Origin of the sequence: Brevibacterium aurantiacum (assembly GCF_003932995.1) — a bacterium.
Classification (GTDB): Bacteria; Actinomycetota; Actinomycetes; order Actinomycetales; family Brevibacteriaceae; genus Brevibacterium; species Brevibacterium aurantiacum.
The window spans coordinates 2,833,473-2,857,129 of record NZ_CP025333.1 but is presented as its reverse complement, the minus strand read 5'-3'; the positions used below and the strand labels follow the sequence as shown (position 1 = coordinate 2,857,129).

At 64.2% G+C, this 23,657-nt stretch carries 20 protein-coding genes; 14 read left to right on the top strand and 6 right to left on the bottom strand.

Annotated features, from left to right (window positions below; all coding sequences use genetic code 11):
- The first annotated feature begins 1 nt into the window (after window position 1).
- Window positions 2-922, top strand: a complete 921-nt coding sequence (locus tag CXR25_RS13135; protein WP_125240627.1) for an SCO6745 family protein — start codon at window positions 2-4, stop codon at window positions 920-922.
- A gap of 55 nt (window positions 923-977) precedes the next feature.
- On the opposite strand, the gene CXR25_RS13130 is transcribed toward CXR25_RS13135, so the two are convergent.
- The 3 genes from CXR25_RS13130 to orn are packed head-to-tail and all read right to left on the bottom strand — an operon-like array spanning window position 978 to window position 3,755.
- The gene (locus CXR25_RS13130) at window positions 978-2,672 is read right to left on the bottom strand and encodes a SulP family inorganic anion transporter (protein WP_125240626.1); all 1,695 of its coding nucleotides are present in this window, start codon (window positions 2,670-2,672) and stop codon (window positions 978-980) included.
- Entirely contained in the window at window positions 2,669-3,094 is a 426-nt protein-coding gene (locus CXR25_RS13125; protein WP_125240625.1) for an ArsR/SmtB family transcription factor, read from the bottom strand. Before CXR25_RS13125 ends, CXR25_RS13130 begins: the two co-directional genes overlap by 4 nt.
- A 55-nt stretch (window positions 3,095-3,149) precedes the next feature.
- Window positions 3,150-3,755 (bottom strand): oligoribonuclease, encoded by a 606-nt coding sequence (orn, locus tag CXR25_RS13120; RefSeq protein ID WP_125240624.1) that lies wholly within the window; start codon window positions 3,753-3,755, stop codon window positions 3,150-3,152.
- Window positions 3,756-3,972: 217 nt separating this feature from the next.
- Here orn and CXR25_RS13115 point away from each other — a divergent pair, with 217 nt between their 5' ends.
- From CXR25_RS13115 to CXR25_RS13105, 3 genes are all read left to right on the top strand, one after another.
- Window positions 3,973-5,592: a hypothetical protein gene (locus CXR25_RS13115; protein ID WP_125240623.1), complete on the top strand. Its 1,620-nt coding sequence runs from the start codon at window positions 3,973-3,975 to the stop codon at window positions 5,590-5,592.
- A 190-nt stretch (window positions 5,593-5,782) separates the two neighbouring features.
- On the top strand, window positions 5,783-6,727 hold the full coding sequence (locus tag CXR25_RS13110; protein WP_009882680.1) for a tetratricopeptide repeat protein: 945 nt from the start codon (window positions 5,783-5,785) through the stop codon (window positions 6,725-6,727).
- Between the two features lie 53 nt (window positions 6,728-6,780).
- Complete coding sequence (locus tag CXR25_RS13105) at window positions 6,781-8,505, top strand: hypothetical protein (protein ID WP_125240622.1); 1,725 nt, start codon at window positions 6,781-6,783, stop codon at window positions 8,503-8,505.
- Window positions 8,506-8,514: 9 nt separating this feature from the next.
- On the opposite strand, the gene CXR25_RS13100 is transcribed toward CXR25_RS13105, so the two are convergent.
- Together CXR25_RS13100 and CXR25_RS13095 are read right to left on the bottom strand one after the other, a co-directional pair.
- Window positions 8,515-8,982: a hypothetical protein gene (locus CXR25_RS13100; RefSeq protein ID WP_096161189.1), complete on the bottom strand. Its 468-nt coding sequence runs from the start codon at window positions 8,980-8,982 to the stop codon at window positions 8,515-8,517.
- Window positions 8,979-9,329 carry a hypothetical protein gene (locus CXR25_RS13095; RefSeq protein ID WP_009882677.1) on the bottom strand — a complete coding sequence of 117 codons (351 nt, stop codon included), beginning with the start codon at window positions 9,327-9,329 and terminating at the stop codon, window positions 8,979-8,981. Before CXR25_RS13095 ends, CXR25_RS13100 begins: the two co-directional genes overlap by 4 nt.
- A gap of 124 nt (window positions 9,330-9,453) precedes the next feature.
- On the opposite strand from CXR25_RS13095, the gene CXR25_RS13090 reads away from it, so the two are divergent.
- The 10 genes from CXR25_RS13090 to CXR25_RS13045 all read left to right on the top strand — a co-directional run bounded on the left by CXR25_RS13090 (window position 9,454) and on the right by CXR25_RS13045 (window position 22,690).
- The gene (locus CXR25_RS13090; RefSeq protein ID WP_125240621.1) at window positions 9,454-10,665 is read left to right on the top strand and encodes a cysteine desulfurase family protein; all 1,212 of its coding nucleotides are present in this window, start codon (window positions 9,454-9,456) and stop codon (window positions 10,663-10,665) included.
- The gene (gene mnmA, locus CXR25_RS13085; protein ID WP_096157310.1) at window positions 10,662-11,855 is read left to right on the top strand and encodes a tRNA 2-thiouridine(34) synthase MnmA; all 1,194 of its coding nucleotides are present in this window, start codon (window positions 10,662-10,664) and stop codon (window positions 11,853-11,855) included. The genes CXR25_RS13090 and mnmA overlap by 4 nt, the downstream gene beginning before the upstream one ends.
- An 84-nt stretch (window positions 11,856-11,939) precedes the next feature.
- Window positions 11,940-13,952, top strand: a complete 2,013-nt coding sequence (locus tag CXR25_RS13080; RefSeq protein WP_125240620.1) for a prolyl oligopeptidase family serine peptidase — start codon at window positions 11,940-11,942, stop codon at window positions 13,950-13,952.
- Window positions 13,945-15,099 (top strand): uroporphyrinogen decarboxylase/cobalamine-independent methonine synthase family protein, encoded by a 1,155-nt coding sequence (locus tag CXR25_RS13075; protein WP_101598686.1) that lies wholly within the window; start codon window positions 13,945-13,947, stop codon window positions 15,097-15,099. The genes CXR25_RS13080 and CXR25_RS13075 overlap by 8 nt, the downstream gene beginning before the upstream one ends.
- Window positions 15,096-17,285: an NAD-dependent DNA ligase LigA gene (gene ligA / locus CXR25_RS13070; RefSeq protein ID WP_125240619.1), complete on the top strand. Its 2,190-nt coding sequence runs from the start codon at window positions 15,096-15,098 to the stop codon at window positions 17,283-17,285. Before CXR25_RS13075 ends, ligA begins: the two co-directional genes overlap by 4 nt.
- 117 nt (window positions 17,286-17,402) lie before the next feature.
- On the top strand, window positions 17,403-17,954 hold the full coding sequence (locus tag CXR25_RS13065) for a hypothetical protein (RefSeq protein WP_125240618.1): 552 nt from the start codon (window positions 17,403-17,405) through the stop codon (window positions 17,952-17,954).
- Between the two features lie 161 nt (window positions 17,955-18,115).
- A complete protein-coding gene (gatC, locus tag CXR25_RS13060) occupies window positions 18,116-18,421 on the top strand; it encodes an Asp-tRNA(Asn)/Glu-tRNA(Gln) amidotransferase subunit GatC (protein WP_009882665.1) in 306 nt (101 codons plus the stop codon).
- Window positions 18,421-19,923 (top strand): Asp-tRNA(Asn)/Glu-tRNA(Gln) amidotransferase subunit GatA, encoded by a 1,503-nt coding sequence (gatA, locus tag CXR25_RS13055; protein WP_096157306.1) that lies wholly within the window; start codon window positions 18,421-18,423, stop codon window positions 19,921-19,923. The genes gatC and gatA overlap by 1 nt, the downstream gene beginning before the upstream one ends.
- Entirely contained in the window at window positions 19,920-21,401 is a 1,482-nt protein-coding gene (gatB, locus tag CXR25_RS13050; protein ID WP_069600503.1) for an Asp-tRNA(Asn)/Glu-tRNA(Gln) amidotransferase subunit GatB, read from the top strand. The genes gatA and gatB overlap by 4 nt, the downstream gene beginning before the upstream one ends.
- Window positions 21,402-21,595: 194 nt before the next feature.
- Window positions 21,596-22,690, top strand: a complete 1,095-nt coding sequence (locus tag CXR25_RS13045) for a hypothetical protein (protein WP_069600502.1) — start codon at window positions 21,596-21,598, stop codon at window positions 22,688-22,690.
- A 36-nt stretch (window positions 22,691-22,726) separates the two neighbouring features.
- Here the strand turns inward: CXR25_RS13045 and def are convergent, their stop codons facing one another.
- A complete protein-coding gene (gene def / locus CXR25_RS13040; RefSeq protein ID WP_069601391.1) occupies window positions 22,727-23,302 on the bottom strand; it encodes a peptide deformylase in 576 nt (191 codons plus the stop codon).
- Window positions 23,303-23,657 lie beyond the last annotated feature (355 nt).

Sequence of the window (23,657 nt, the reverse complement as noted above, 5' to 3'; positions counted from 1 at the left end):
CATGAACTCGCAGCGCACGCAGAACATCAGGACCGTCTCTTCCCGTCTCAACTCGTTCCACTCGGCCATGTACTTCTCCGAGACCGTGGGCGGGGAGTATGCCAAGCACGGCCTCGAGCCCGGAGTCGAGGGGAACCTGGCCGGACGATCGGCTCCGCTGGGGCGTGTGAATGCCGGGGTCGTCAGCGCCGCCTACTACAACTACTCACATGCCTTCCTTTCAACCCAGTTCCCGAAGATCTGGGACACAGCGTCACCGGAGACCATGGTGCAGGCGCGCTTCGACGCAGTGGCCGCATTCATGGCCGAGCTCTTCGACTCCCGTGAGGACATTGCGCTGCTCACCGAGGCGGCCACGCAGGTGGCCACGGCCGTGGAGCCTGTGCTGGCGAACATGGACTTCTCGGGCCGAGTATTGGCTCAGGCCACCGCGGACGCGTTGACGGCACACAAGCCGAACACGGCGTTCGAACGGCTGTGGGGCGTGGCGACCATCGCCCGAGAGTTCCGCGGTGACGGCCATGTGGCCTCGCTGGTGACAACAGGCGTGCCGGGTATCGACGCTCTCATGCTCGATGTCGCCACGGGTGCTTCGTTCAAGCCTCGTGCGGCGCAGAAGACCCGCGGGTACACCGACGAGGAGTGGAAGGCCGCGCAGTCGCGTCTGGCCGAGGCCGGTCTCATCACTGTCGGTGAGGACGAGCGCGGCTTCGACCTGCCGGCGATCACGGATGCTGGCCGCGATCTCAAGGAGCAGGTCGAGCAGCTCACCGACGGCACCGTGGCCGCAGCCTGGTCGGTCCTTTCCGACGAGGAGATCGAGGCGCTCGTGTCTCCGAGCCGCAGCCTGATCAAGGTCCTGGCCCAGTCCGGGGCCTTCCCCGCCTCGGTCTTCGCCCAGCCGGCCAAGAAGACCAGCTGAATCACTGAAGCCGGGCCGGCGCGCACGTCGTCGCTGCGCCGGCATCCACCTCGGTTCAGCGGGAGCCGGTCGAGGCCCGCTTCACGTGTGAGCGTGCATGCTCGATGGCACTGGGCAGGTCATCGAACAGGTGCTTTTTGTGTCTGAGTGCGCTGAGCACCCCGACGTGACGGAACAGATCGACGTGGGAGTCCTTCACGCCCTTGATGAGGACCGTGATCCCGCGGCGTTCGAAGGTGTGCACCACCTCGGCGAGGATGCGCGCCCCGGACGCATCGACGAGCTCGAGCTGGGACATCCGCAGGATCACCACGACGATTCCGTCGAGCTCCATGACTTCGTCGAAGACCCGGTCCGAGGAGGCGAAGAACAGCGGTCCATCGAAGCGCACGATCGAGATCGAATCATCGCCGGGATGGGCAGAGTCGTCGGCGGCGACCTCTTCGATCGTGACTCCGGTGGCCCGGGACAGGTTGCGCAGGGCGAACGCGGCGGCCACGACCATGCCGATGCCGACGGCGATGATGAGGTCGAACGAGATCGTGATGAGTGCGGTGATGACGAAGCCGACTGCATCGGATCGCGTCGATCGCATAATGGCACGCACCGTGGTCAGGTGAACCATGCGCACCGCGGTGACGAAGAGGACTCCGCCCAGGGCCGCAAGCGGGATGTGTCCCACGGGCGCGGCCGCGGCGAGAACGATGGCCAGGAGGACGAGGGCGTGGACGATCGAGGCGAGCCTGGTGCGACCGCCGGCACGGATATTGACCGAGGTGCGGGCGATGGCGCCGGTGGCAGGCATGCCGCCGAAGAGCGAGGAGCCGATGGACGCGATTCCCTGTCCGACCAGCTCTCGGTCGGGACTGTAGGCGCCCGATTCCGACATGGACGAGGCCACTCGTGCGGAGAGCAGCGATTCGATGGCCGCCAATGCGGCGATCGTCCCGGCAGCCGGCAGCAGTCCTCCGATGGCGCCGAGGTCGATGCTGGGAACAGAGGGCAAGGGCAGTGAGCGCGGAATCTCGCCGATGGTCGCGAGCGGATTGGGCACCAGCGCGGCAAGTGCCGTGACGATGATGATGCCGACGAGTGATCCCGGGATGGAGGAGTGGATCTTCGGGGCGAGGACCATGGACACGGCGACGATCGCGACTGCCGTGAGTGAATAGGGCAGATAGGACCAGTCGGCTTCAGAGATGAGCTGTGAGGCAGCGACCAGCGCATTCGTGCTGTGCTCACCCGGCTGCGAGTCGGTCGGCGTCGTGACGAACGGGACCTGCTGCAAGAAGATGATGGCCGCGATTCCCAGCGTGAACCCCTCGATCACGGGCCAGGGAATGAACGACACGGCACGTCCCAGACGCAGCAGTCCGGCCGCGACGACGATGATCCCGGCGATGAGCGTGACCGCAACCACCGCCTCGGCGCCCTGGGTGGCGACGATGGGCACGAGCACGACGGCCATCGCACCGGTCGGTCCCGAGATCTGCACATGCGATCCACCGAAGACCGCCGCGAGCAGACCCGCCACGATCGCAGTGATCAGGCCCTGTTCCGCGGTGAGCCCCGAGCTGACGCCGAAGCCGAGTGCCAAGGGGAGAGCGACGATGCCGACGGTGACACCGGCGAGGAGGTCCCTCGGCCACGACCGGCGGGTCTCGCTGTAGTCGGAGACGCCAGGCAGCAGAGAGCGTACTCGTCTGAGGGAGCTGAACAGAGCCGCCGAGGCGGTGCTGGGCGAACTCACTGCGCGGTCTCACTGGTGGTGGCAGGGCTGGCGGTGGGCGCAACTCTGCCCGTGGTGGCAGGGCCACCTGGGATCTGTGGCAGCGTCTGAGCCTCGGCGAGGCGGCCCTCGTCGTCTTCGAGCATCGACAGCAGCAGCGACCGGGCCACGGAGAGAAGCTCAGCGGTGCGCCGGTCGGAGAGGCGGTAGTAGACGTGGCTGGCTCGACGCTCGGATTCGACCAGGCGATGCCGACGGAGAACGGCAAGGTGCTGGGACAGGTGGGAGGCTTCGAGCTCGGTCTCGGCCTGCAGGTCGGTGACGCTGACCTCTGCGGCGCCGGCGAGGAGCTCGAGGATACGGATTCGGTAGGGGTGGGCCAACCCTTTGAACAGATTGGCCTTGACCTCATAGAGGGGGCGCTGCACGTGACTTAATGGCATGATGAAATCATCATTTCACATGAACGCCGAGGACGGCGAATGGCACTCGGGCCAGTCAGCGGGAGGTGCTGGCGCTCACCTCGGCGGCGATGGACTTCGCCTCTTCCGAGGTCGGGCCCTCAGTCGAGAAGACGGCCTTGCGGTAGTACTGGAGCTCGACGATCGAGTCGAGGATGTCGCCGAGTGCGCGGTGACCACCGTGCTTCTCAGGCGACTGGAAGTAGGCGCGGGGGAACCACTGCTTACTCAGTTCCTTGATCGAGGACACGTCGATGATCCGGTAGTGGAGGTGCTCGACGAGCTCGGGCATCTGCTTGTTCAGGAACACCTTGTCGGTGCCCACCGAGTTGCCGCCCAAGGGTGCCTTGCCAGCCTCCGGGACGTGCTTCTTGATGTATTCGAGCACCTGGGTCTGCGCCTCGGCGACCGTCGTCCCTGCATCGAGTTCGGTGATGAGTCCGGAACTCGTGTGCATCTTGGTGACGAAGTCGTTCATGTTCTCCAGCGCCGCGGCGGAGGGTTTGATGACGATGTCGATGCCCTCGTCGAGGGGGTTGAGGTCGAAGTCGGTGATGACAGCCGCCACTTCGATGAGCTCATCCCTGACTTCGTCGAGGCCGGTCATTTCACAGTCGATCCACACAATTTTGTCGTTGCTCACCAGACCAGCTTAGAGCAGAGGAGTGGGGCTGAGCATTTTCCCCGGCTGTGCGGATCACCACGCACTTGGCTGTGTGCACCGACACACCGCTGGTTGTGCGCGTCGACACACGCTGAGTACACGCACAAAACCAATCTGCGCCCAGTGACTTAAACTTGGACTGTCCCACGGGTGAACGTGGGGTCAGAAGACACTTTGTTGAGGGAAGGGTTCGTACGTGCGCTACACACTTGCTGTGATTCTCATGGTGGTGGGCGTCGTTGTCGGAGGCCTCGGAATTCTGCAGAAGACCCTGTGGGCGCCGGACGACCAGATCACCGCGACCGCAGAGATCGATGCGGAGACACCGGCCGTCGTCGTCGACCCCGGGATGCTCAATCTCTACGAAACCCCCGCAACTCTCAAGGTCGAGGGCTCAGGCGATCTGACGATCGCTCAGGCACCGGCCGAGAACGTCGAAGCCTGGGTGGGCGACTCCGCTTCGGCCCATGTGACCGGTCTCGCACCCGAGGGCGAACTGACCGTGAAAGCCCAAGACGGCAAGGCAAAGGTCCCCAACCCTGCCGGTGCCGATCTCTGGACTTCCGAAGTCACCGGAACAGACACGGTTGAGCTTGACTGGACCGACGACGCGAACCGGACAGGGTTCCTCATCGCCGGCAGCGGTGAGCCCGGCGACGTCAAGACCGTCACCATCTCCTGGCCCAACCATGCCGAGACCCCTTGGGCTCTTCCGCTGATGATCATCAGCGGGGCACTGTTCATCGGCGGCATCGTCGTCCTCTTCTTCAACCGCAAGAGCGCGAAGAAGGAGAAGAACCGGCGCACGGCCCGTCAGGAACGCCGCAAGAAGCTGGCAGAATACGGAACCGCATTTGCGATCGTTCCCGTTCTGGCGCTGAGCGCCTGCGGGCCCGAAGAGCTGCCCAAGCCGGAGCCCTCGGAGGCACCGAGCTCTGCAGCAGCCGGTGTCAACGATGATCAGGCTAAGCGGATTCTCGATTCCGTGGCCGAAGACATCAAGGCCGCAGACAAGAAGACATCCAGCTCCGATCTGAAGAAGCGTGCGGCAGGACCAGCCCTGCAGCAACGCGAGGACGCCTACAAGGTGAAGGAGAAGGTCGAGAAGCAGAAGCTGCCACCGGCAGTGGCCAACGAGAAGGTCGTGGTGAACTACACCGCAGCCACCGACAGCTGGCCGCGCATGACCAGCCTCATCACCTCGGCGGGCAATGACACTCAGCTTCTGGTCCTGACTCAGGAAGATCCACGCTCCGACTACAAGCTGTGGTCCCAGACCCAGCTGGTCCCGGGCACAGAACTGCCGGAGATTCCCGACGCCCGGCAGGGCTCGGCACCTCTCGATCCGAAGTCCAAGGACTATGCGCTGACCCCAGAGAAGGCTGTGTCCGATTACGCGAAGGCACTGGGCTCAGGGAAGGATTCGAAGGAAGCGAAGAAGTTCGAGTCCGATGACTTCTCGAAGTCGATCTGGAAGAACCAGCAGGCTCAGAAGCAGAGTGCCGAAGAGGGCAAGGCTGAGGTCACTTACAAGTACACCCCCGGCAAGGAGATCGTCGCGCAGGGCACTGCTGACGATTCCGCCGTCGTTACGGGAGTCATCGAAGCCGAGTCGACGATCTCTCCGGAGTCAGTTGACGGCCGGACCGGAACCCTGACACTGTCCAGCCCGCAGAAGGAACTGACCGGATCCGACAGCACCCAGAAGCCGGTGACGACGAAGACGACCCAGGTCCTGACCTTCCTCGTACCCAAGGACGGCAAGGTGCGCCTCATCGGCGGACTGGAGACACTCAGCGGCGCCGAACTGGAATAGTCCGAACTGGAAGGGTCGCAGGCCCGGCGACCTCCAACGGTCCGGGGCACTGCGATCCGAAGTGAGTGCAGGCCCGACGATGTCGATACGTTCTAAACTGGATGTCATCAACGCCGTCTGAACTGTAGAGTTCCGGACGAGACGTACCGTACGAATTCGCACTTCCCGCAACAAAGGAGACCACGTGTCAATGGATCCCTCGCAGGACAACACGCAGCCCAACCAAGGACTCGATCTGTCCGCGGTGCGCAGCAAGAACCTGCCCCATGAGGAGAAGACCGGTGGACCGGGTCAGTCCGCAGGAGGCCCCGCGGACCCGAATGCCGTGCCGGTGCCTGCCCTGGCATTCGATGTCGACGAGGCCAGCTTCAACGACGTCGTCGCGATCTCGGACCGGGTTCCCGTCGTCATCGATCTGCAGGCGGAGTGGAGTGAGCAGGGCAAGCAGCTCTCACCGATCGTCGAACGCATCGTCGAATCCTTCGGCGGCCGTCTGGTCTTGGCGCGAGTCGACGTCGACGCGAACCCACGCCTGCAGCAGGCCTTCGGCGTCGAATCGATCCCGAACGTCATCGCCATCGTCAAGGGCCAGCCCGTGCCTCTGTTCCAGAGCGCACTGCCCGAGGCGCAGGTCAAGGCCTACTTCGATGAGCTGCTCAAACTCGCCGGCGAGAACGGCGTCACCGGACATGCCGTCGTCGCCGGAGCCGAACAGGAACCGGCCGGCCCTGCCCATCCCGAGGCTGAAGAAGCACTGAACCGGGGAGACTTCGATACGGCCGAGTCTCTGTTCAAATCGGCACTGGCTGCGTCTCCGGCTGACGAAGAGGCCAAGTTCGGTCTCGCTCGCGCCGGATTGGGACGCCGTCTCATCGACGCCGATCCGCAGCAGCTCATCGCCACAGCAGATGCGAACCCCAAAGACCCCGAGGCGGCCAAGGCAGCAGCCGACGCAGAAATCGTCGGCGGCAACCCGAGCAGCGCCTTCAACCGCCTGATCTCGCTGATCCGCGTCAGCGCCGGCGATGAGAAGGAAGCGCTGCGCCTGCGGGTCCTCGAACTCTTCGAAGTCCTGGGTGCGGATGATCCGGCCGTGACCAAGGCACGCACAGCATTGATGAGGGCCTTGTTCTGATCCAGAGAATCCGACTCACCACAGCCATTCTGTTCACCCTCGCAGCGGTGATCGTGGCAGTTCTGGTTGTCTCCGCTCTGTCCGTCGTCGGCACCGACGAGGTCACCGAGTCCGAACCCTTCACCGTCAAGGACGGCGCCTATGCCGTCGTCCTCGACGAGGCGATCGTTCCCTATTCGGGCACCAGCGTGACCGTTGAGGCCGAGAACTCCGAGGGCACGGAACTGTTCGTCGGCACCGCCAACGGCGTCGACACCGACAGCATCCTCGACGGAGTGGCGCAGGAGCAGGTCAGTAACGTAGAGTTCCCCAACACTCTCGAGCACCGGTACATCCCCGGCGATGCCGAACCGGAAGCCGCGATCACGGACCGGGACTGGTGGATCAGCAAGGACTCGGGGGAGAAGGTCGCGAAGACCTTCGACCTCGACGCCGATCCCCAGGTTCTCGTCATCTCCGCAGCAAACGATGGCGAGAGCCTTGAGGGCACCACGGTCTCGTTGAAGATGCGTGTGGAAGGAGTCCTGGCATTAAGTCTCATCGGCATCGCTCTGGGCATCATCTTGGCCGGATTCGGCGCCTATTTCTTCCTGCGCTGGTTCAACGGCCGCATCCGACCGGAGAAGAAGAGCACGAAGGCCCGCCCCGGCACCCGCGGCTCAGGCCCAGGTTCTGGCAGTGGCGGCGGAACGGATACCGACGCCACGTTTGCGGACGGAACCAACACGGGACGTGTGCAGAGCTCGCGCCTCGTGAAGAACCCTGGCGGGGCGAACGCAGCGCCACCTCGGCGCCAGAACGCGCGCGGCAGACGATCCATGCGCGCGGTCACGGCTGCGGCCCTGACTTCGGGACTGGCCTTGAGCGGGTGCAGCGCGCTGCCCGTGGCTCAGCCGCACAGCCCCGACATCACGCCCTATGAGCGCACGGCGCTGCGCCCGGGCGAGGCCGGGGACTTCATGACCGGCTACACCGAGGCTCTCGATAAGACCCTCAAAGACGGCGGCACCGACTTGGAGAAGATCCAGGGCGAGCCCCTCATCGATCACACCCGAGCACAGATGCAGATCGCGGAGAAGGCGAAGCAGAAGCTGCGGGCACCGAACTTCAGCGAAGTCGTCGCCGGCAGCCCGAGCTTCACCGAGTATCCGATGTGGTTCTACGCATTCGGCACCAGCAAGGGCGACAAGAAGCTCACACAGGTGCAGCTGGCGACTCGCGAGTCGGCAGCTGCCGACCCGATCGTGCGCACCGCCTCCTACATTCCGACCGATCAGATGCCGACGCTGATGGCCGACGGGAACGGGTCGGTCAAGCCCGGCCCGGAGGGCTTCGACAAGGAGATGACGACGGCTGCGGACCAGGTGTCTACCTTCCTCGTCGACGGCAAGGCCGGTAAGGGCGATGCCGATGGACTCAAAGAAGGCGGATTCAAGGACTTCAGGGACTACCTGGGCGACCTGCGGGGCAAGGACTCCGGCTTCGACAAGGTCGACATCTCCTGCAAGCCCTACGAGAAGCTCGACTTCACCTCGATGACGTTGAGCACCGAACACGGTGCGATCGGAATGGGCGAAGTCCGCTGCACCATGACGATCGAGGTCCCCGACGACTACTCGGTCGATCTGGGCGACACTATCGAAGCAGTGAAGACCAATGACAAGGAAGGCAACACCGTCAAGGTCGACACCGCCCACCCGTATGTGCTGATGAAGACCGGCGATCAGCTCAGTGCCGTGGCCACCGACTGGAACGTGCTGTCCTCACGCATGGAGTGAGGGTGGACGTCAGCTGGTGCGGATTCTGCGTCCGATGAGGAAGAGCCACCAGAGTCCGATGAGGGGCAGGATGAGTGGGATGTATCCGTAGCCGCTGCCGAAGGACGACCACACTGAGGGTTTGGCGAAGTCTTCGGGGTGGGTGAAGCTGAGGATGCCGACGATGATGACGCCGAGGAATTCGGCGAGGCAGGCAGCGATCGCAATCCGGTGTGAGACGCGGTTGCCGATGACCAGGCAGACCGTGGCCACAATATAGATGACGGCGGCGAGCACAGACAGCGAATACGCAATCGGGGCCACGTCGAACTCGCGGATGACCTGGTAGCCGGCACGTGCGGTCGCCGACAGTGCGAAGACACCGTAGACGGCGGTCAATGCCCGACCCGGTCCGGTGTGCATCGCCGAGTACGGTGAACGGCTGCGCTTCTCGGCCCGCTCCTGCTTCGCCGCGGCGATCTCTTCTCGCTTCTTCACTGCCAAATCTGGTCCAATCTCTCGATCATGACGATCACCGTCAGTCCTGCCGCCGCAAGCACACCAGGTCCCCACCTGCTCAGTTCCGCAAAGGCCCAGAAGCCAGCCAGGGCGATGACGAGGATCGCGGTGATGACGTAGCCGAAGTACAGAAGCGGATCGATGTCGTGAGTCGAACCGAATGTGGCGATCGAGAGCACCAGCTGCACGATGAGCAGCAGCAGAAGGAAAGCGGTCGCACCGAGCAGCAGTTTGCCGGCGGGCTTGTTGCGGATGGTTTCGACGATCGACCAGATGGCCAGCACGGCGGAGACGGCATAGAGCACGTAGGTGAAAACGGTGAACACAGCCCCAGTTTAGTCGGCGCTGGTACGCACCCGGAACCTGCGGTGCCCGGATCTGCCCGGAGTCTCGGGTGAGATGCGGCACTGATCCTGGCCGAAGTGCCCTTCGCGGCCTAAAATAGGGAGAGTGCCGATTTATCTTGACCACGCAGCCACCTCGCCGATGCCGGCAGAGGTGCTCGACGTCTACACCGCTGAGCTGAGCCGACGGGCCAATCCCTCGGCTCTGCACACCGTGGGTCAGGCCGCGCGGATGCGCATCGAGACCGCCCGTGAGGACATTGCCCGCGGTGTCGGCGCCGCCACCTCATCCGAGGTCATCTTCACCTCCGGCGGCACAGAAGCCGATAACTTCGCACTCAAGGGCCTCTACTTAGCCCGCAACAACTCCACCTTCGACGCACCGGTTCGCCCCCGCGTACTCACCACCACGATCGAACATCATGCGATCCTCGACTCGGTGGAATGGCTGGGCAGCCAAGGTGCCGAAATCATCTACCTCGACGTCGACGACGAGGGATACCTCGACCTCGATGCGGCCCTGATCGAGCTGCGTCGGAACCCAGAACGCACCGCGCTCATCTCCATCATGGCCGCGAACAATGAGATCGGCACCCTGCAGCCGATCGCCGAAATCGGCGCTGCCGCCAAGGAACTCGGAATTCCCTTCCACATCGATGCGGTGCAGGCACTGGGCCAGATTCCGCTGAACTTCGCCGAGCTCGGCGCCACCGCCATGTCGATCACCGCCCACAAGATCGGCGGCCCCGTGGGCATCGGCGCACTGCTGCTCGACCGCGGCGCAGCCCCGGCACCGATCCTGCACGGCGGCGGTCAGGAACGCGGAGTCCGCTCCGGCACGCTCGACGTGGCCGGTGCCGTCGCCTTCGCCAAGGCCGTCGAACTCGCCACTTCCGACATCGAGGCTCGGGCCGCTCGCTTCTCATTCCTGCGCGACCGTCTCATCGCCGGCATCGAGGACACGATCCCCAACGCCACCCTTTCTGGTCGCCGAGGTGGGGGCAGGCTGCCCGCGAACGCGCACTTCACATTCTCCGGATGTGAGGGCGATTCCCTTCTCTTCGGCCTCGACGCGAGAGGACTGGCGACCTCGACGGGCTCGGCCTGCTCGGCCGGGGTCTCCCGACCCTCCCACGTGCTGCTGGCCTGCGGCATGGAGGAAGACGTCGCCAGATCAGCCCAACGATTCAGTCTCGGCCACGACTCGACCGAAGAGGAAGTCGATCGACTTCTCGCGGTCCTGCCCGAAGTCGTCGAACAAGCACACCAGGCTGGAATGGTCTCGGCCACTCCACGCTGGATGCAAGGAGCATCATGAAAATTCTCGTCGCCATGTCCGGCGGAGTCGACTCCTCGGTCGCCGCAGCACGCGCCGTCGATGCCGGCCATGAAGTCGTCGGCGTTCACCTCGCCCTGTCCCGCATGCCCGGAACCCTGCGCACGGGTTCACGCGGCTGCTGCACGATCGAAGACTCCCGGGACGCCCACCGCGTGGCCGGGATGCTCGACATCCCGTTCTACGTGTGGGACTTCTCCGAGCGGTTCAAGGAAGACATCGTCGATGACTTCATCGCCGAATACGCGGCCGGACGCACACCGAACCCGTGCATGCGCTGCAATGAGCGCATCAAGTTCGCCGCCCTCCTCGACCGTGCCCTGGCGCTGGGCTTCGACGCCATCGCCACAGGCCACTACGCCGAAGTGCTGCGCGACGACAACGGTCTCCCGGAACTCCACCGCGGAGAGGACCTGGCCAAGGACCAGTCCTACGTCCTCGGTGTGCTCTCCGGGGATCAGCTCGAGCACTGCTACTTCCCGATCGGCGCCACCGCCTCGAAGGCCGAGGTCCGCGCCGAAGCCGCCGAACGTGGGTTCTCCGTGGCCAACAAGCCCGACTCCTACGACATCTGCTTCATCCCCGACGGTGATACGAAGGCATGGCTGGCAGACAAGATCCCCATGCGTCCTGGCCTCATCAAGGACGCCGAGGGTGAGACCCTGGGCGAACACGACGGTGCGATGACCTACACCATCGGCCAGCGCAAGGGACTGGGCATCCAGAAGCCGGCTGCCGATGGCCAGCCTCGCTTCGTCACCGGTCTCGACCCGGCCTCGAACACCGTCACGGTGGGTTCCCGCAGCGATCTCGCGGTGTCCCACCTCACCGGCATCCGCACCACCTGGGCCGGTCCGGCACCGACCGACATCGGCAACGAACCGGCGACCGCGATCGACTGCGAAGTCCAGATCCGGGCCCACAGCGACCCTGTTCCTGCTCGAGCCTGGCTCGGTGACTACATCTCCGAGGCACCCGAGCACGAGGTGAACCCGATCGTCGACGAGGTCGAGGTTCCGGCCGCACGACCGGCCGGACAGCTCATGCACATCGACGTCGACGAGGAACTCTCCGGTGTCGCACCCGGACAGACCATGGTCATCTACCGCGGAACCCGAGTTCTCGGGCAGGCCACGATCGACGTGACAGCCAAGGACCGCCTCGGCGTCTGAGGGCAGAGACTGCCACAGCGTCTGAGGTCACGGCCCACCTCGGCGACTGAGCTGTGCTCCTCGCCCCTGCGTTAACCTGGGGGTATGAAGGAATTTTCCCAAGATGTCGTCACGGCACCTTTCGGAACCTGGTCGTCACCGCTCAGCGCTGCGGAGGTGGCTGCCGGTTCCGCGCCGATCTTCGATGCCGCCTTCCGTGGCGAGCACATCTACTTCTCCACGAAGGTCCCGGCGGAGAATTCCCGCACCGGGCTGGTTCGGACCACGCTCTCGCATCCGGGCCTGAAGGAACAGGTGCTGCCCGCGGACTTCAACATCCGGTCCTCGGTGCACGAATACGGGGGAGCGGCCTGGGCCTTGGACCCCGACAGCGAAGTCATCTACTTCGTCAACGCTTCCGACCAGCGGATCTGGCAGATCATCCCGGGCAAGGCTCCCCATGCGCTGACCCCGGACACCTCCGGCCGCATCCGTTACGGAGACCTGACGATGACGCGCTGGGGTCTGCTGTGCGTGCGCGAAGACTGCTGGTCAACGCGCAGGGAACGAGCCATCGTGCTCATCACCAGGCACGGGACGACGAATGTGCTCTCACGTCATTCCTACTTCATGGCCAGCCCCCGGCTGTCTCCGGACGGTTCGACGTTGGCGTTCATCGGCTGGGAACATCCCAATATGCCCTGGGACTCGACGAACCTGTGGCTCATCGACGTGCGCACCTCCGACATCCCGGCCGTGGCAGTGCTGGCCGGGCACGACGTCTCCCTCCTGCAACCCGAATTCACCTCGGACTCCTCGCTCATCCTCAGCTCCGACCACAGCGGAACCTGGAGCCTGTACTCACTGGAGTTCGAACAGGTCGACTGCCTTGTCCGCGACCGACAGGCTGCAAAGACGGGACCAGCGGGACAGGCAGACAGTTCCGTTGACCAACTCGACATCTCCGAGCTGCGACCGGTCCTCGACACCGGCGGTGAGATCGGCGGCGCCCTCTGGCAGCTGGGAACCAACTGGTACCTAAGCGATGACGAGGAGATCTGGGCCCACTCCCAATGCGATACCGCCTCGTTGATCCGGGCACGTCTCCCACGCTCGTCCAAGGGTGGTCCCGGCGGTGACGTCGAGGAGATCTTCCCTCCTGGAGCGCCCTTCGGCAGTCTCGAACTCCACGATCTCAACGACAGCCATGTCCTCCTGACCGGCAAGTCCGCGGACTCGACCGGAGCCCTCTACGCTGTCGACCGGGCCACCGGCAGCTTCACCGAGATCGCACAGGAACGACTCGACGCCCATCAGGACTACTACTCACGTCCAGGCACCCGAGTCCTCGGCGGAGTCCCCGTCGTCATCCACCCACCGCACAATCCCAGATTCACTGCCCTCGACCGGGAACTCCCGCCCTATGTGATCTCCATCCACGGTGGACCCACAGGGCAGGCGACCCCGGACATGTCGGCCCGATCCAGCTACTTCACATCCCGAGGCATCGGCGTGATGGAGGTCAACTACGGCGGTTCGACCGGCTACGGCCGAGCCTGGCGCAACCGACTGCGCGGCCAATGGGGGATCGTCGACGTCGCCGACGCCGTCGCGGCAGTCGAAGCACTGGTCGCCGAGGGACTGGCCGACCCGGATCGCATCGCGATCTCCGGTGCCTCATCGGGAGGGTGGACAGTGCTCACCGCCTTGGCCTCCTCGAACGTCTTCGCCTGCGGCACCTCCTACTTCGGAGTCACCGACCTGATGCGCTTCGTCGTCGACACCCACGACTTCGAACGGCACTACATCGACGGCCTGGTCGGGCCCTGGCCGGAGGCCCAAGACGCCTACATCACCCGCTCACCCATCAGACGAACGAGCCAGATCAGAGTCCCGGTGGCGATCATGCAAGGCGATCGGGACCCCATCGTCCCACCCAATCAGGCCCAGGACTTCGTCGATATGTTGGAACTGACCGGAGTGGAGTACATTTACCGTCTGTACAAGGGCGAATCCCACGGCTTCGTCCGCACCGAAACCATCATCGATTCCCTGGAAAGCGAGTTCGGGTTCTATGCCGACGTCTTCGGAATCCCACGCAGCCGCAACCATGGCTGAACCAGCCGCGTCCCCGGCCGACACCACAGCAACCCTGGAACCGGCCGGAACGACCACCGGCATCTGGATTCCAGGCCCCAGACCAGAGGCCGGCGCCGGATCGAAGTCCGGTGCCGCAGGCTACATCGCCAACAGCCCCGTCCGCGAGGCGGCCGCAGCAGCGTTCACCCACCTCGGCGAACAGCTGCCGCCTGTGCCGCTGAGCGCCCGTCGCTCCGAGGATCGGTGGGGCGCCGACGCGATCGGTCGTGCTGTCGGTCTCCTCACCGAGCTTCACGTCGATCGGGCCTCATTCGGCTGGCGCCTGACGAGTGCGGCGGGCAAGGATGAGCGGCTCGAATCCTCGGCCCTCAGCGAGGCCTTCGACGCCATCGCCGAATACGGTGACGGCTACACCGGCCAGGTCCAGATCTCCCTGCCGGGACCGTGGAGCCTGGTCACCGCACTGAGCCTGACCTCCGGGGCACCTGTGCTGGCCGACCACGGTGCGCGCCGCGACGTCATCCAGGCCTACGCCTTCGGTCTTGCCGCGTTCGCCGACAAGCTGGCCTCACTGGGAATGCAGCCCGTGATCCGCCTCGTCGAGACCCGCCTGCACCCGATTCTCACCGGAACCTGGCCCACGGTCTCCGGCTGGGCCACCCTGCCCGCCATCCCCGAAGCCCAGGTCTACGCCGCACTCCAGTCGACGCTGCGCCATCTGCCCCCGGTGCTGCTGAGCCTCCCCGACTTCGACCCCCTGCCGCTGCAGGGCAAGGAGATCACCGCCGCCGAGGTGGTCCGCAATTCCGGTGCCACCGCCGTGTCAGTGCCGTTGGCTAGCCTGAAGGCACACGGTTGGGAACAGCTGGCCATGATCTCCGAGGCCGGGATCGGAACATGGATGGGACTGCCGCCTGCCGCAGGATCGAGGCCGAAGGAGGTCAAGCACTGGTTGAACCGAATCATGACGCCGTGGAACCGCATCGGCATGAGCACGACCAGTCTGCGTGATTTCGGCGTCCTCGCGGGCGAAGAGCTTCCGCTGACCTACCCACCGCTGCTGTCCTCGGTCGAGGGGGACACAGCAGATGGTGCCAAGAACATCAGCACGGGAACGATGATGATCGCCGCCGGTCTGCGGCGTGCCTTTGAGGAGATCGAATGACCGCAACGCCCGACAACTCCGGCGAGTCCGATACGTCTGACCTCTCAGACGCCACGGCCCGTGCCCAAGCTCATGCAGACCTCGTGGAGAAGATCGAAGAGCAGCGCGCCGCCTACTACAAGGACGACTCGCCTCTGGTCGCCGACGCCGAATACGACGATCTCGTCCACCGCCTCGAAGATCTCGAAGAGAAATTCCCCGAACTCGTCACCGACTCCTCACCGACCCAGACCGTCGGCGGCAATGTCGACACCTCCACCTTCGATCCGGTCGAACACATCGGGCGGATGTACAGCCTCGACAACGTCTTCGACTTCGAGGAGCTGCGGGGATGGTACGACCGGGTCCGGGCGGCCACCTCGGCGAAGTCGAAGTTCCTCTGCGAACTCAAGATCGATGGACTCGCCGTCAACCTGCTCTACCGCAACGGTGAACTCGTGCGCGCCGCCACCCGCGGCGACGGCCGCATCGGCGAGGACATCACCGCCAATGTCCGCACCATCTCCGATATCCCCGACAAGCTCGACACCGACTACCCGCCGGCCGAAGTCGAGATCCGCGGTGAGGTGTTCTTCCCGCTGGAGAAGTTCACCGAACTCAACGCCGCCCTCGTCGCAGAGGGCAAGGCCCCGTTTGCCAACCCCCGCAACTCGGCCGCCGGATCCCTGCGCCAGAAGGACCCCGCCGTCACCGCTGTGCGACCCCTGCACATGCTCGTCCACGGCATCGCGGTGTGGACACCGGCCGATGACTCCCATCCCGAACCGGCCCATCAGTCCGAGGTCTATGAGCAGTTCCGGACCTGGGGCCTGCCCATCAGCGAATACTTCAAGGTGCTGGATAACGTCGATGAGATCGAAGACTTCATCACCTACTACGGGGAACACCGCCACGACGTCACCCATGAGATCGACGGCATCGTCATCAAGATCGACGACATCGCCGTCCAAGAGACCCTGGGCTATACCTCACGTGCGCCGAGGTGGGCCACGGCCTTCAAATACCCGCCCGAAGAGGTCACCACGAAGCTCCTCGACATCCAGGTCCAGGTGGGCAGGACCGGTCGAGTCACCCCGTTCGCGGTGATGGAACCGGTCACGGTCGCCGGGTCCACGGTGGAACGAGCGACCCTGCACAACGGCTACGAGGTCACCCGTAAGGGTGTGCTCATCGGTGACACTGTGACTCTGCGTAAGGCAGGTGACGTCATCCCTGAGGTGCTGGGCCCGGTGGTCGCTCAGCGTGATGGCAGCGAATACGAATTCGTCATGCCCACACACTGCCCCTCCTGCGGAACGAAGCTGGGGGAGCAGAAGGCAGGGGACAAGGACAAGCGCTGCCCGAATGCCCGGTCCTGCCCCGCCCAGCTGGCCAACCGCATCTTCTACCTGGCCTCCCGCGCCGCCTTCGACATCGAAGCCCTGGGCGAAGAGGCGGCGCTGGCTTTGACCGCACCGGCTGAGCCCGAGTCACCGCCGCTGACCTCGGAGGCGTTCCTTTTCGACCTCACGGCCGAGGACTTGGCCGAGGTGAAGATCTGGAGGAACAAGAAGGTCAAGGGCGTGGAGACCGGGGAACGCGAACTGGTGCCCTACTTCTACACGCGCCCCACAGCGAAGAAGCCCAGCGCCCCGAGCGCGAATACGAAGAAGCTCTTCGACGAACTCGACAAGGCCAAGGACCAGGACCTGTGGCGAGTCCTCGTCGCACTCTCGATCAGGCACGTGGGACCGACTGCTGCTCGAACCCTGGCCGCACACTTTCGCACCCTTGAGGCGATCCGGGCCGCCGAACTCGAGGAGCTCTCGGCCGTCGACGGCATCGGTTCGACGATCGCAGCGAGCATCCGCGACTGGTTCGCCGTCGGTTGGCATGTCGAAATCGTCGAAGCCTGGGCCGAAGCCGGTGTGCGGATGGAAGATGAGGAGCAGGAAGCCGGGGCACAGACCTTGGAGGGCCTGACGATCGTGGCCACCGGTTCGCTGAGCACATTCACCCGGGACGGGATCAAGGAAGCGATCCTCGGCGCCGGCGGCAAGGCGGCAAGCTCCGTGTCGAAGAAGACCGACTACGTGGTGGCCGGTGAAAACGCGGGATCGAAGTTGGAGAAGGCCGAATCTTTGGGAGTCAGAGTCCTCGACGAAGACACCTTCCGCATACTCCTGGAGACCGGAAGCATCGAGTGATCAGTCGGTTCACGATTCTGACACGTTCCCTGGCTGCCACCGATTCGACATCGAATGCCAAGGATCATCACAGTCGCATTGAAGTGGGGAAACAGCTTGATCTGGAAGAGTGAAAGCATGAAAGCAATTCCCCGATTGATCGCCGGCACTGCCGTCGTTCTCGCCGCAGTCCTCACCACAGCACCGGTGACAGCTGGCATTGCCGACTACATCCTCAATCCGGGACAGCAGCCGACCAAGCGTGCGGCCCCCGCGCTGACCGGCTCCACCACTGCACCAGTCACAACAAGCAGAACACGTGACGATGACAATTCTCGCGACGACGAGACTCGTGATGACGAAACACGTGCGGACGAAACTCGCGACCGCACCGATGATGCTCAGCCCAACGCCGAGACAACAACCAGCGCCCAGACGACACCCAGCGCCGAGACGACACCTGATGGCGGCGGGATCGAAGCTGCCGGCGCCACGGCCCTCAGCGACGGCGCGGGCCTGGTGGCACACACGGCTGCCGACGCCCAATCACGGGTCGCAGACCTTGCCGGCGATCTGCAGGCCGGAGTCGATGCAGGGGAATTCTCCCAAGCTGACGCGGACAGGGTGCTCGGCGACCTGTCGAGCTACATCAAGGGCGAACGTACCTGGCCTGAGCGCACCGTCGCCTGAGCGCACCGTCGCCTGAGTTCGGAACCCTGCCCGGCGAGACCCGTACGCCTCGACGCAGCTGAGCAATGATGCTCGGACAACCTCACATCGGTCCCTTCAGAACAGGTCCGGCAAAGAGACTAGACTTGCTGACGAGTAAACAGACCGATGAAAGGCAGGGAATGACGGAGTCCTCCGCAATCACCCCCGAACAAGTCGAGCATTTGGCCTCGCTGTCTCGGATCGCCATGGGCGAAGACGAGCTGAAGTCGCTCGCCGGTGACCTGAGCACAATTTTGAGCAATGTCGCCAGGGTCAACGAAGTGGCCGGCGACGATGTGCCGGCGACCAGCCACCCGATCGCACTGTCGAACGTGCTGCGCCCCGATGTCGTGGGCGAGACCCTGACCAGCGAGCAGGCTCTGGCCTCGGCACCAGCATCCGCCGATGACAAATTCCTCGTCCCACAGATCCTCGGGGAGGAATGATGAACGAACTCACCACCAAGAGCGCCCTCGAACTCGCCGCAGGACTGAAAGCCGGCGAGTTCTCCTCCGTCGAGGTGACCCAGGCTCACCTGGACCGCATCCACGCCACCGAAGCAGACTTCGGTTCATTCATCACCGTCACCGACGATCTCGCACTTGAGACCGCCAAGGCTGTCGATGCCAAGCGCAGCGCCAGCGAGGACGTCCACGCCCTGGCCGGGGTGCCAGTCGCGCTCAAGGACCTCATCGTCACCGAAGGCGTGGCCACAACCGCCGCGTCGAAGATGCTCGAGAACTGGGTCCCGCCCTACGAATCAACCGTGCACAACAAGGTCAAGGCCGCCGGACTTCCCGTTTTGGGCAAGACCAACCTCGACGAGTTCGCCATGGGGTCGACGACCGAGCATTCGGCCTTCGGCACCACCCGCAACCCCTGGAACCTCGAGCACGTGCCCGGCGGATCCTCCGGCGGCGCGGCAGCGGCACTAGCCGGCTTCCAGGCTCCGCTCTCGGTGGGCACCGACACCGGCGGATCGGTGCGACAGCCCGCCGCGTTCACCGGCACCGTCGGCGTCAAACCGACCTACGGTTCGATCTCGCGCTTCGGCATCATCGCCATGGCCTCAAGCCTCGACCAAGTCGGTCCCATGGGCCGCAATGTCGCCGACGCCGCGGCTCTGCACGAACTGCTCGCCGGTCATGACCCGCTCGACTCGACCTCGCTGCCCGACCCGGTGGCAGGCTTCGTCTCCGCGGCACAGACCTCGGACCTCAAGGGCAAGAAGCTCGGCGTCATCAAGCAGCTGCGCGGCGAGGGCTACCAGGACGGCGTCCGCGATGCCTTCTCCGCTGCTCTTGACGTTGCCGCAGCGGCCGGTGCCGAGATCGTCGAGGTCGACTGCCCGTCGATCTCGTACGCCCTCGACGCCTACTACCTCCTCATGCCCTCCGAGGTGTCATCGAACCTGGCACGCTACGACGGCATGCGCTACGGACTGCGCGTCGAGCCCGAATCCGGTCCGGTCACCGCAGAGACGGTCATGTCAGCGACCCGCGCCGCAGGATTCGGCGCCGAGGTCAAGCGCCGCATCATCCTCGGCACCTACGCCCTCTCCGCTGGCTACTACGACGCCTACTACGGTTCGGCCCAGAAGATCCGCACCCTGGTGCAGAACGACTTCGCCAAGGCCTTCGAATCCTGCGACGTGCTCGTCTCGCCGACGGCTCCGACGACGGCCCTGAAGTTCGGTGCCGAGGCGGCATCCGATCCGATGGCCCTCTACCTGGGCGACGTGGCGACGATCCCGGCCAACCTCGCCGGAATCCCCGGCCTGTCCCTGCCGGCAGGACTGTCCGATGGTCTGCCCGTCGGATTCCAGATCCTCGCCCCGGCACGTGAGGACGTGAAGATGTACGAGGTGGCCGGCCCGCTCGAAGCCGCCTTGGATGCCTCCGGGTCTCGTGTGCTCGATACTCTCGCGGAAGGACTGACCACCAAGTGAAATACGAAGACGCGATCAAGAAATACGATCCGGTCATCGGCATCGAGGTCCACGTCGAACTGGGCACCGCGACGAAGATGTTCGACGCCGCACCCAACACCTTCGGTGGGGGACCGAACACCAACATCACCCCCACCTCCCTGGGTCTGCCCGGCTCCCTTCCCGTCGTCAACGAGAAGGGCGTGGAGTACGCGATCAAGATCGGCCTGGCACTGGGCTGCGAAATCGCAGAGACCTGCCGCTTCGCCCGGAAGAACTACTTCTACCCGGACGTACCCAAGGACTTCCAGACCAGCCAGTCAGATGAACCCATCGCCGCTGAAGGCTCGGTCGAGGTCGAACTCGAAGACGGCACGATGTTCACCATCCCCGTCGAACGTGCTCACATGGAAGAGGACGCCGGCAAGAACACCCACATCGGAGGCGCCACCGGCCGTATCCACGGAGCCGACCATTCCCTGGTCGACTATAACAGGGCAGGGGTGCCCCTCGTCGAGATCGTGACCCACCCGATCACCGGGACAGGGGAGCGGGCCGCCGAGGTGGCCTCCACCTATGTGCGGACCCTGCGTGACATCTTCCGTGCCCTCGATGTCTCGGAGGCACGCATGGAACAGGGCAACGTCCGTGCCGACGTCAACGTCTCCCTGCGCGAGAGCCCCGATGCTCCGCTGGGTACCCGCACAGAGACGAAGAACGTCAACTCCTTCCGCTCGATCGAACGCGCCGTCCGCTACGAGATCGCTCGCCAGGCGACCCGTCTCGAAGCTGGAGAGACAATCGTTCAGGAGACCCGTCATTTCCATGAGGGAACGGGAGAGACCTCCTCGGGACGCCCGAAGTCCGATGCCGACGACTACCGGTACTTCCCGGAGCCGGACCTCGTTCCACTCGTGCCCAGCCGCGAGTGGGTCGAAGAGCTGCGGGCGACCCTGCCCGAGCTGCCGGCCCAGAAGCGCCGCCGTCTGGCAGGCGTGTGGGGCTTCTCCGATCTGGAGATGCGAGACATCGTCAACGCCGGTCTGCTCGAAGCAATCGAGGAGACTGTGAATGCCGGCGCGAAGCCTGCCGCGGCACGCAAATGGTGGACCGGTGAGGTGGCCAGGTTGGCCAACCAGAAGGACCAGCCCACCGCCGAGCTCGTCACACCGGCCCAGGTCGCGGCTCTGATCGGGCTCATCAATGACGGCAAGCTCAATGACAAACTCGCGAAGGACGTCCTCACCGCCGTGGCCGACGGCGAAGGCGAACCCGCCGAGGTGATGAGCGCTCGTAATCTCGAAATCGTCGAAGACACCGGAGCACTCGAGGCCGCCGTCGACGAGGCAATCGCCGCGAACCCAGACGTGGTCGAGAAGATCAAGGGCGGAAAGATGCAGGCCATCGGTGCCCTGATGGGACCGATCATGAAGGCCACCCGTGGTCAGGCCGACGCCGGAAAGGCCAAGGACCTGATCCTTGCCAAGATCAACGGCTGAGTTCACAAGCGTCTGAACAGAATCAGACGTCTGAACAGAACTCAGGATTGATCCAGCCACACCCTCTAGACTCGGATACCAAAGAAGTCCGGAGGGTGTGGCTGTTCGCATTCTGCCGGACCAGACGCCGACTCGGCCGGACACACATCCGGCAGTCGGCGTGAGGGTGCCATCCGTACGTGGAGGTGAATGCGGTGTCCCAGTCGTGGAAGTCGTTGTGGAAGAGCGAATGCGGGAAGTCGATCCCGATCTATCGCGTCCTCGTGCCCGAGAGCGTCAATCAGGACATCATGCAGGCCTGGAACGCTCGCGGGTATCGCTATACCGCCGGTGCTCCGAGTGCGATCATGCTCACCGGTGGAATGCGTCGGAACTTCTTCCGCTCCAGCATGCTGTTCAAGGGCGGAACCGGCGCCGGAGCCGCCGTGACTGCGGGCTTCGCCGCACCGGGGAGTCTGGCACTGCTGTCCGGCTTCGCCGATGCTGCGCTGATGTTCGGGGTGCTCGGAGGAACGACCGCTGTCGGTACCGGTGTGTTCGCCGCAGTCACCGCCCCGAAGTACCTCCGAGACCCTAAACGGCTGAGCCGGAAGAACCGTCAGCAGGTGGGACAGGCACAGTGGATCACGCCCGCCTCGCTGGGATTCCAGCCTGGCCGCAAGGAAGGCCGCGACACCGACGAACAGCGACTCTTCCACCTCGCGGTGACCATTGCGCGCAAGATCGTCCGGACCCGCGCCTGGACCCACCCGATCCTGCGCGACCACGTCTCACGTGTCGACCTTGACCATGCTGTCGCCTCGATCGGTGTGCGGCTGGCCGAACTGGTGCGGCTGCGTGAGGAGATCGAGAGCATTCGGGACGCGGGGACCGCGAAGTCGGTGGAGACGTACCTGTCGAAACTCGCTGTGGCCTTCACCTCGATGGCCAACCGTGTGCTGTCGATGCATGAGTACTATGAGCATCTCATCGCTCTCGACGAGCAGCTCATGCTGCTTCATAACTCCGAACGTTCACGTGAACTCGGCGACCGCGTCCTCGACGTGCTGTCCCGGACGGCCGCCGATGACTCCGCTGACTGGCAGTTCAGGGAACTGCGGATCGACGCCGAGTCGCAGTCCTCGATCATCTCGGGGCTGGTCGCCGAGCTCGAGCAGACCGCGGATGACTTCGATGATTTCGACTCACGTCTGGCAGCGGCCCAGGAATCGGTCGACGCGCTCGAACCCACGCCTTCGTCGCCGCGTGCCGCGAAGGACGACCCGAAGGACGACCGCCGCTTGGAGTGATCCGAGAAGCGTCAGTATGACTGAATCAGTGTCGGCTCAGTGGCCGAAGGGATCGGGGTCGATGCCCGGTGTCCAGGACTGTCCGGGCACGTTGTAACCATTGGCGGACTGCTCTTTCTTCCACTTCTTCGACCAGCGCTTGTCGAGACGATCGACGTAGAGCGTGCCCTGCAGGTGGTCGTATTCGTGCTGCATGATGCGGGCGAACCAGCCTTCAGCGGTCAGTGACACCGACTGCCCGGTCTCATCGAGACCATTGACCGTGACACGGTCCGCGCGCTTGAGCGGAAAGTCCAAGCTGGGAACGGAGAGGCAGCCTTCCGTCTCCTCATCAGGATCGGGGCGGGTGTCGGGCACCTTCGAGGCGATGAGCAGCGGGTTGATGAACGTCCCGCGTCGACGAACTCCCGCTTCTTCGTCCTCGGCGTTGAAGACGAAGATGCGTTTGCCTACGCCGATCTGCGGAGCGGCCAAACCGACCCCGTTGCTGGCATCGAGAGTCTCGTGCATATCGGCGATCAGAGTTGCGAGCTCCTCGTCGAAGTCGGTGATCTTCTCTGCACGCTGATGCAGCACGGGCTCGCCGTAGATGACGATGGGATGAATAGCCATGAGGACAATCGTATCGGCTTTCTCCACAGCAGCTTGTCGCGGGGAGACAGGCGCATCCAGGTGTGCAGCCTTGCGACCTGCCTGTCGGTATCTCGCAGACCGATCAACTGTCCCATGACCGCCTCGGCGTCTCAGATTTGTGCCTGCTCACTGGCTCTCAGATGAGGTTGTTGAGGTGGTGTCGAGGGTAGCTGAATTGGCACATGCGTGCCTGATTGTTCAGCGGTTCGATCGCCGACAGCGGCTGGTGCCGTGACGTGAGATGGGCAGTTAAGTGCATATGACGCGCAATGACAACATATTTCGCCAGAAGCGAACATGGATTGTTGAGCAACCGTCTGGGGAACAACCGCAG

Coding starts and splice junctions, on each gene's coding strand:
- CXR25_RS13080 (WP_125240620.1), top strand. CDS start 11,940: ATGAAGGAATTTTCCCAAGATGTCGTCACGGCACCTTTCGGAACCTGG.
- gatA (WP_096157306.1), top strand. CDS start 18,421: ATGAACGAACTCACCACCAAGAGCGCCCTCGAACTCGCCGCAGGACTG.
- CXR25_RS13065 (WP_125240618.1), top strand. CDS start 17,403: ATGAAAGCAATTCCCCGATTGATCGCCGGCACTGCCGTCGTTCTCGCC.
- CXR25_RS13075 (WP_101598686.1), top strand. CDS start 13,945: ATGGCTGAACCAGCCGCGTCCCCGGCCGACACCACAGCAACCCTGGAA.
- ligA (WP_125240619.1), top strand. CDS start 15,096: ATGACCGCAACGCCCGACAACTCCGGCGAGTCCGATACGTCTGACCTC.
- CXR25_RS13110 (WP_009882680.1), top strand. CDS start 5,783: ATGGATCCCTCGCAGGACAACACGCAGCCCAACCAAGGACTCGATCTG.
- CXR25_RS13125 (WP_125240625.1), bottom strand. CDS start 3,094: ATGCCATTAAGTCACGTGCAGCGCCCCCTCTATGAGGTCAAGGCCAAT.
- def (WP_069601391.1), bottom strand. CDS start 23,302: ATGGCTATTCATCCCATCGTCATCTACGGCGAGCCCGTGCTGCATCAG.
- gatC (WP_009882665.1), top strand. CDS start 18,116: ATGACGGAGTCCTCCGCAATCACCCCCGAACAAGTCGAGCATTTGGCC.
- mnmA (WP_096157310.1), top strand. CDS start 10,662: ATGAAAATTCTCGTCGCCATGTCCGGCGGAGTCGACTCCTCGGTCGCC.
- CXR25_RS13135 (WP_125240627.1), top strand. CDS start 2: ATGAACTCGCAGCGCACGCAGAACATCAGGACCGTCTCTTCCCGTCTC.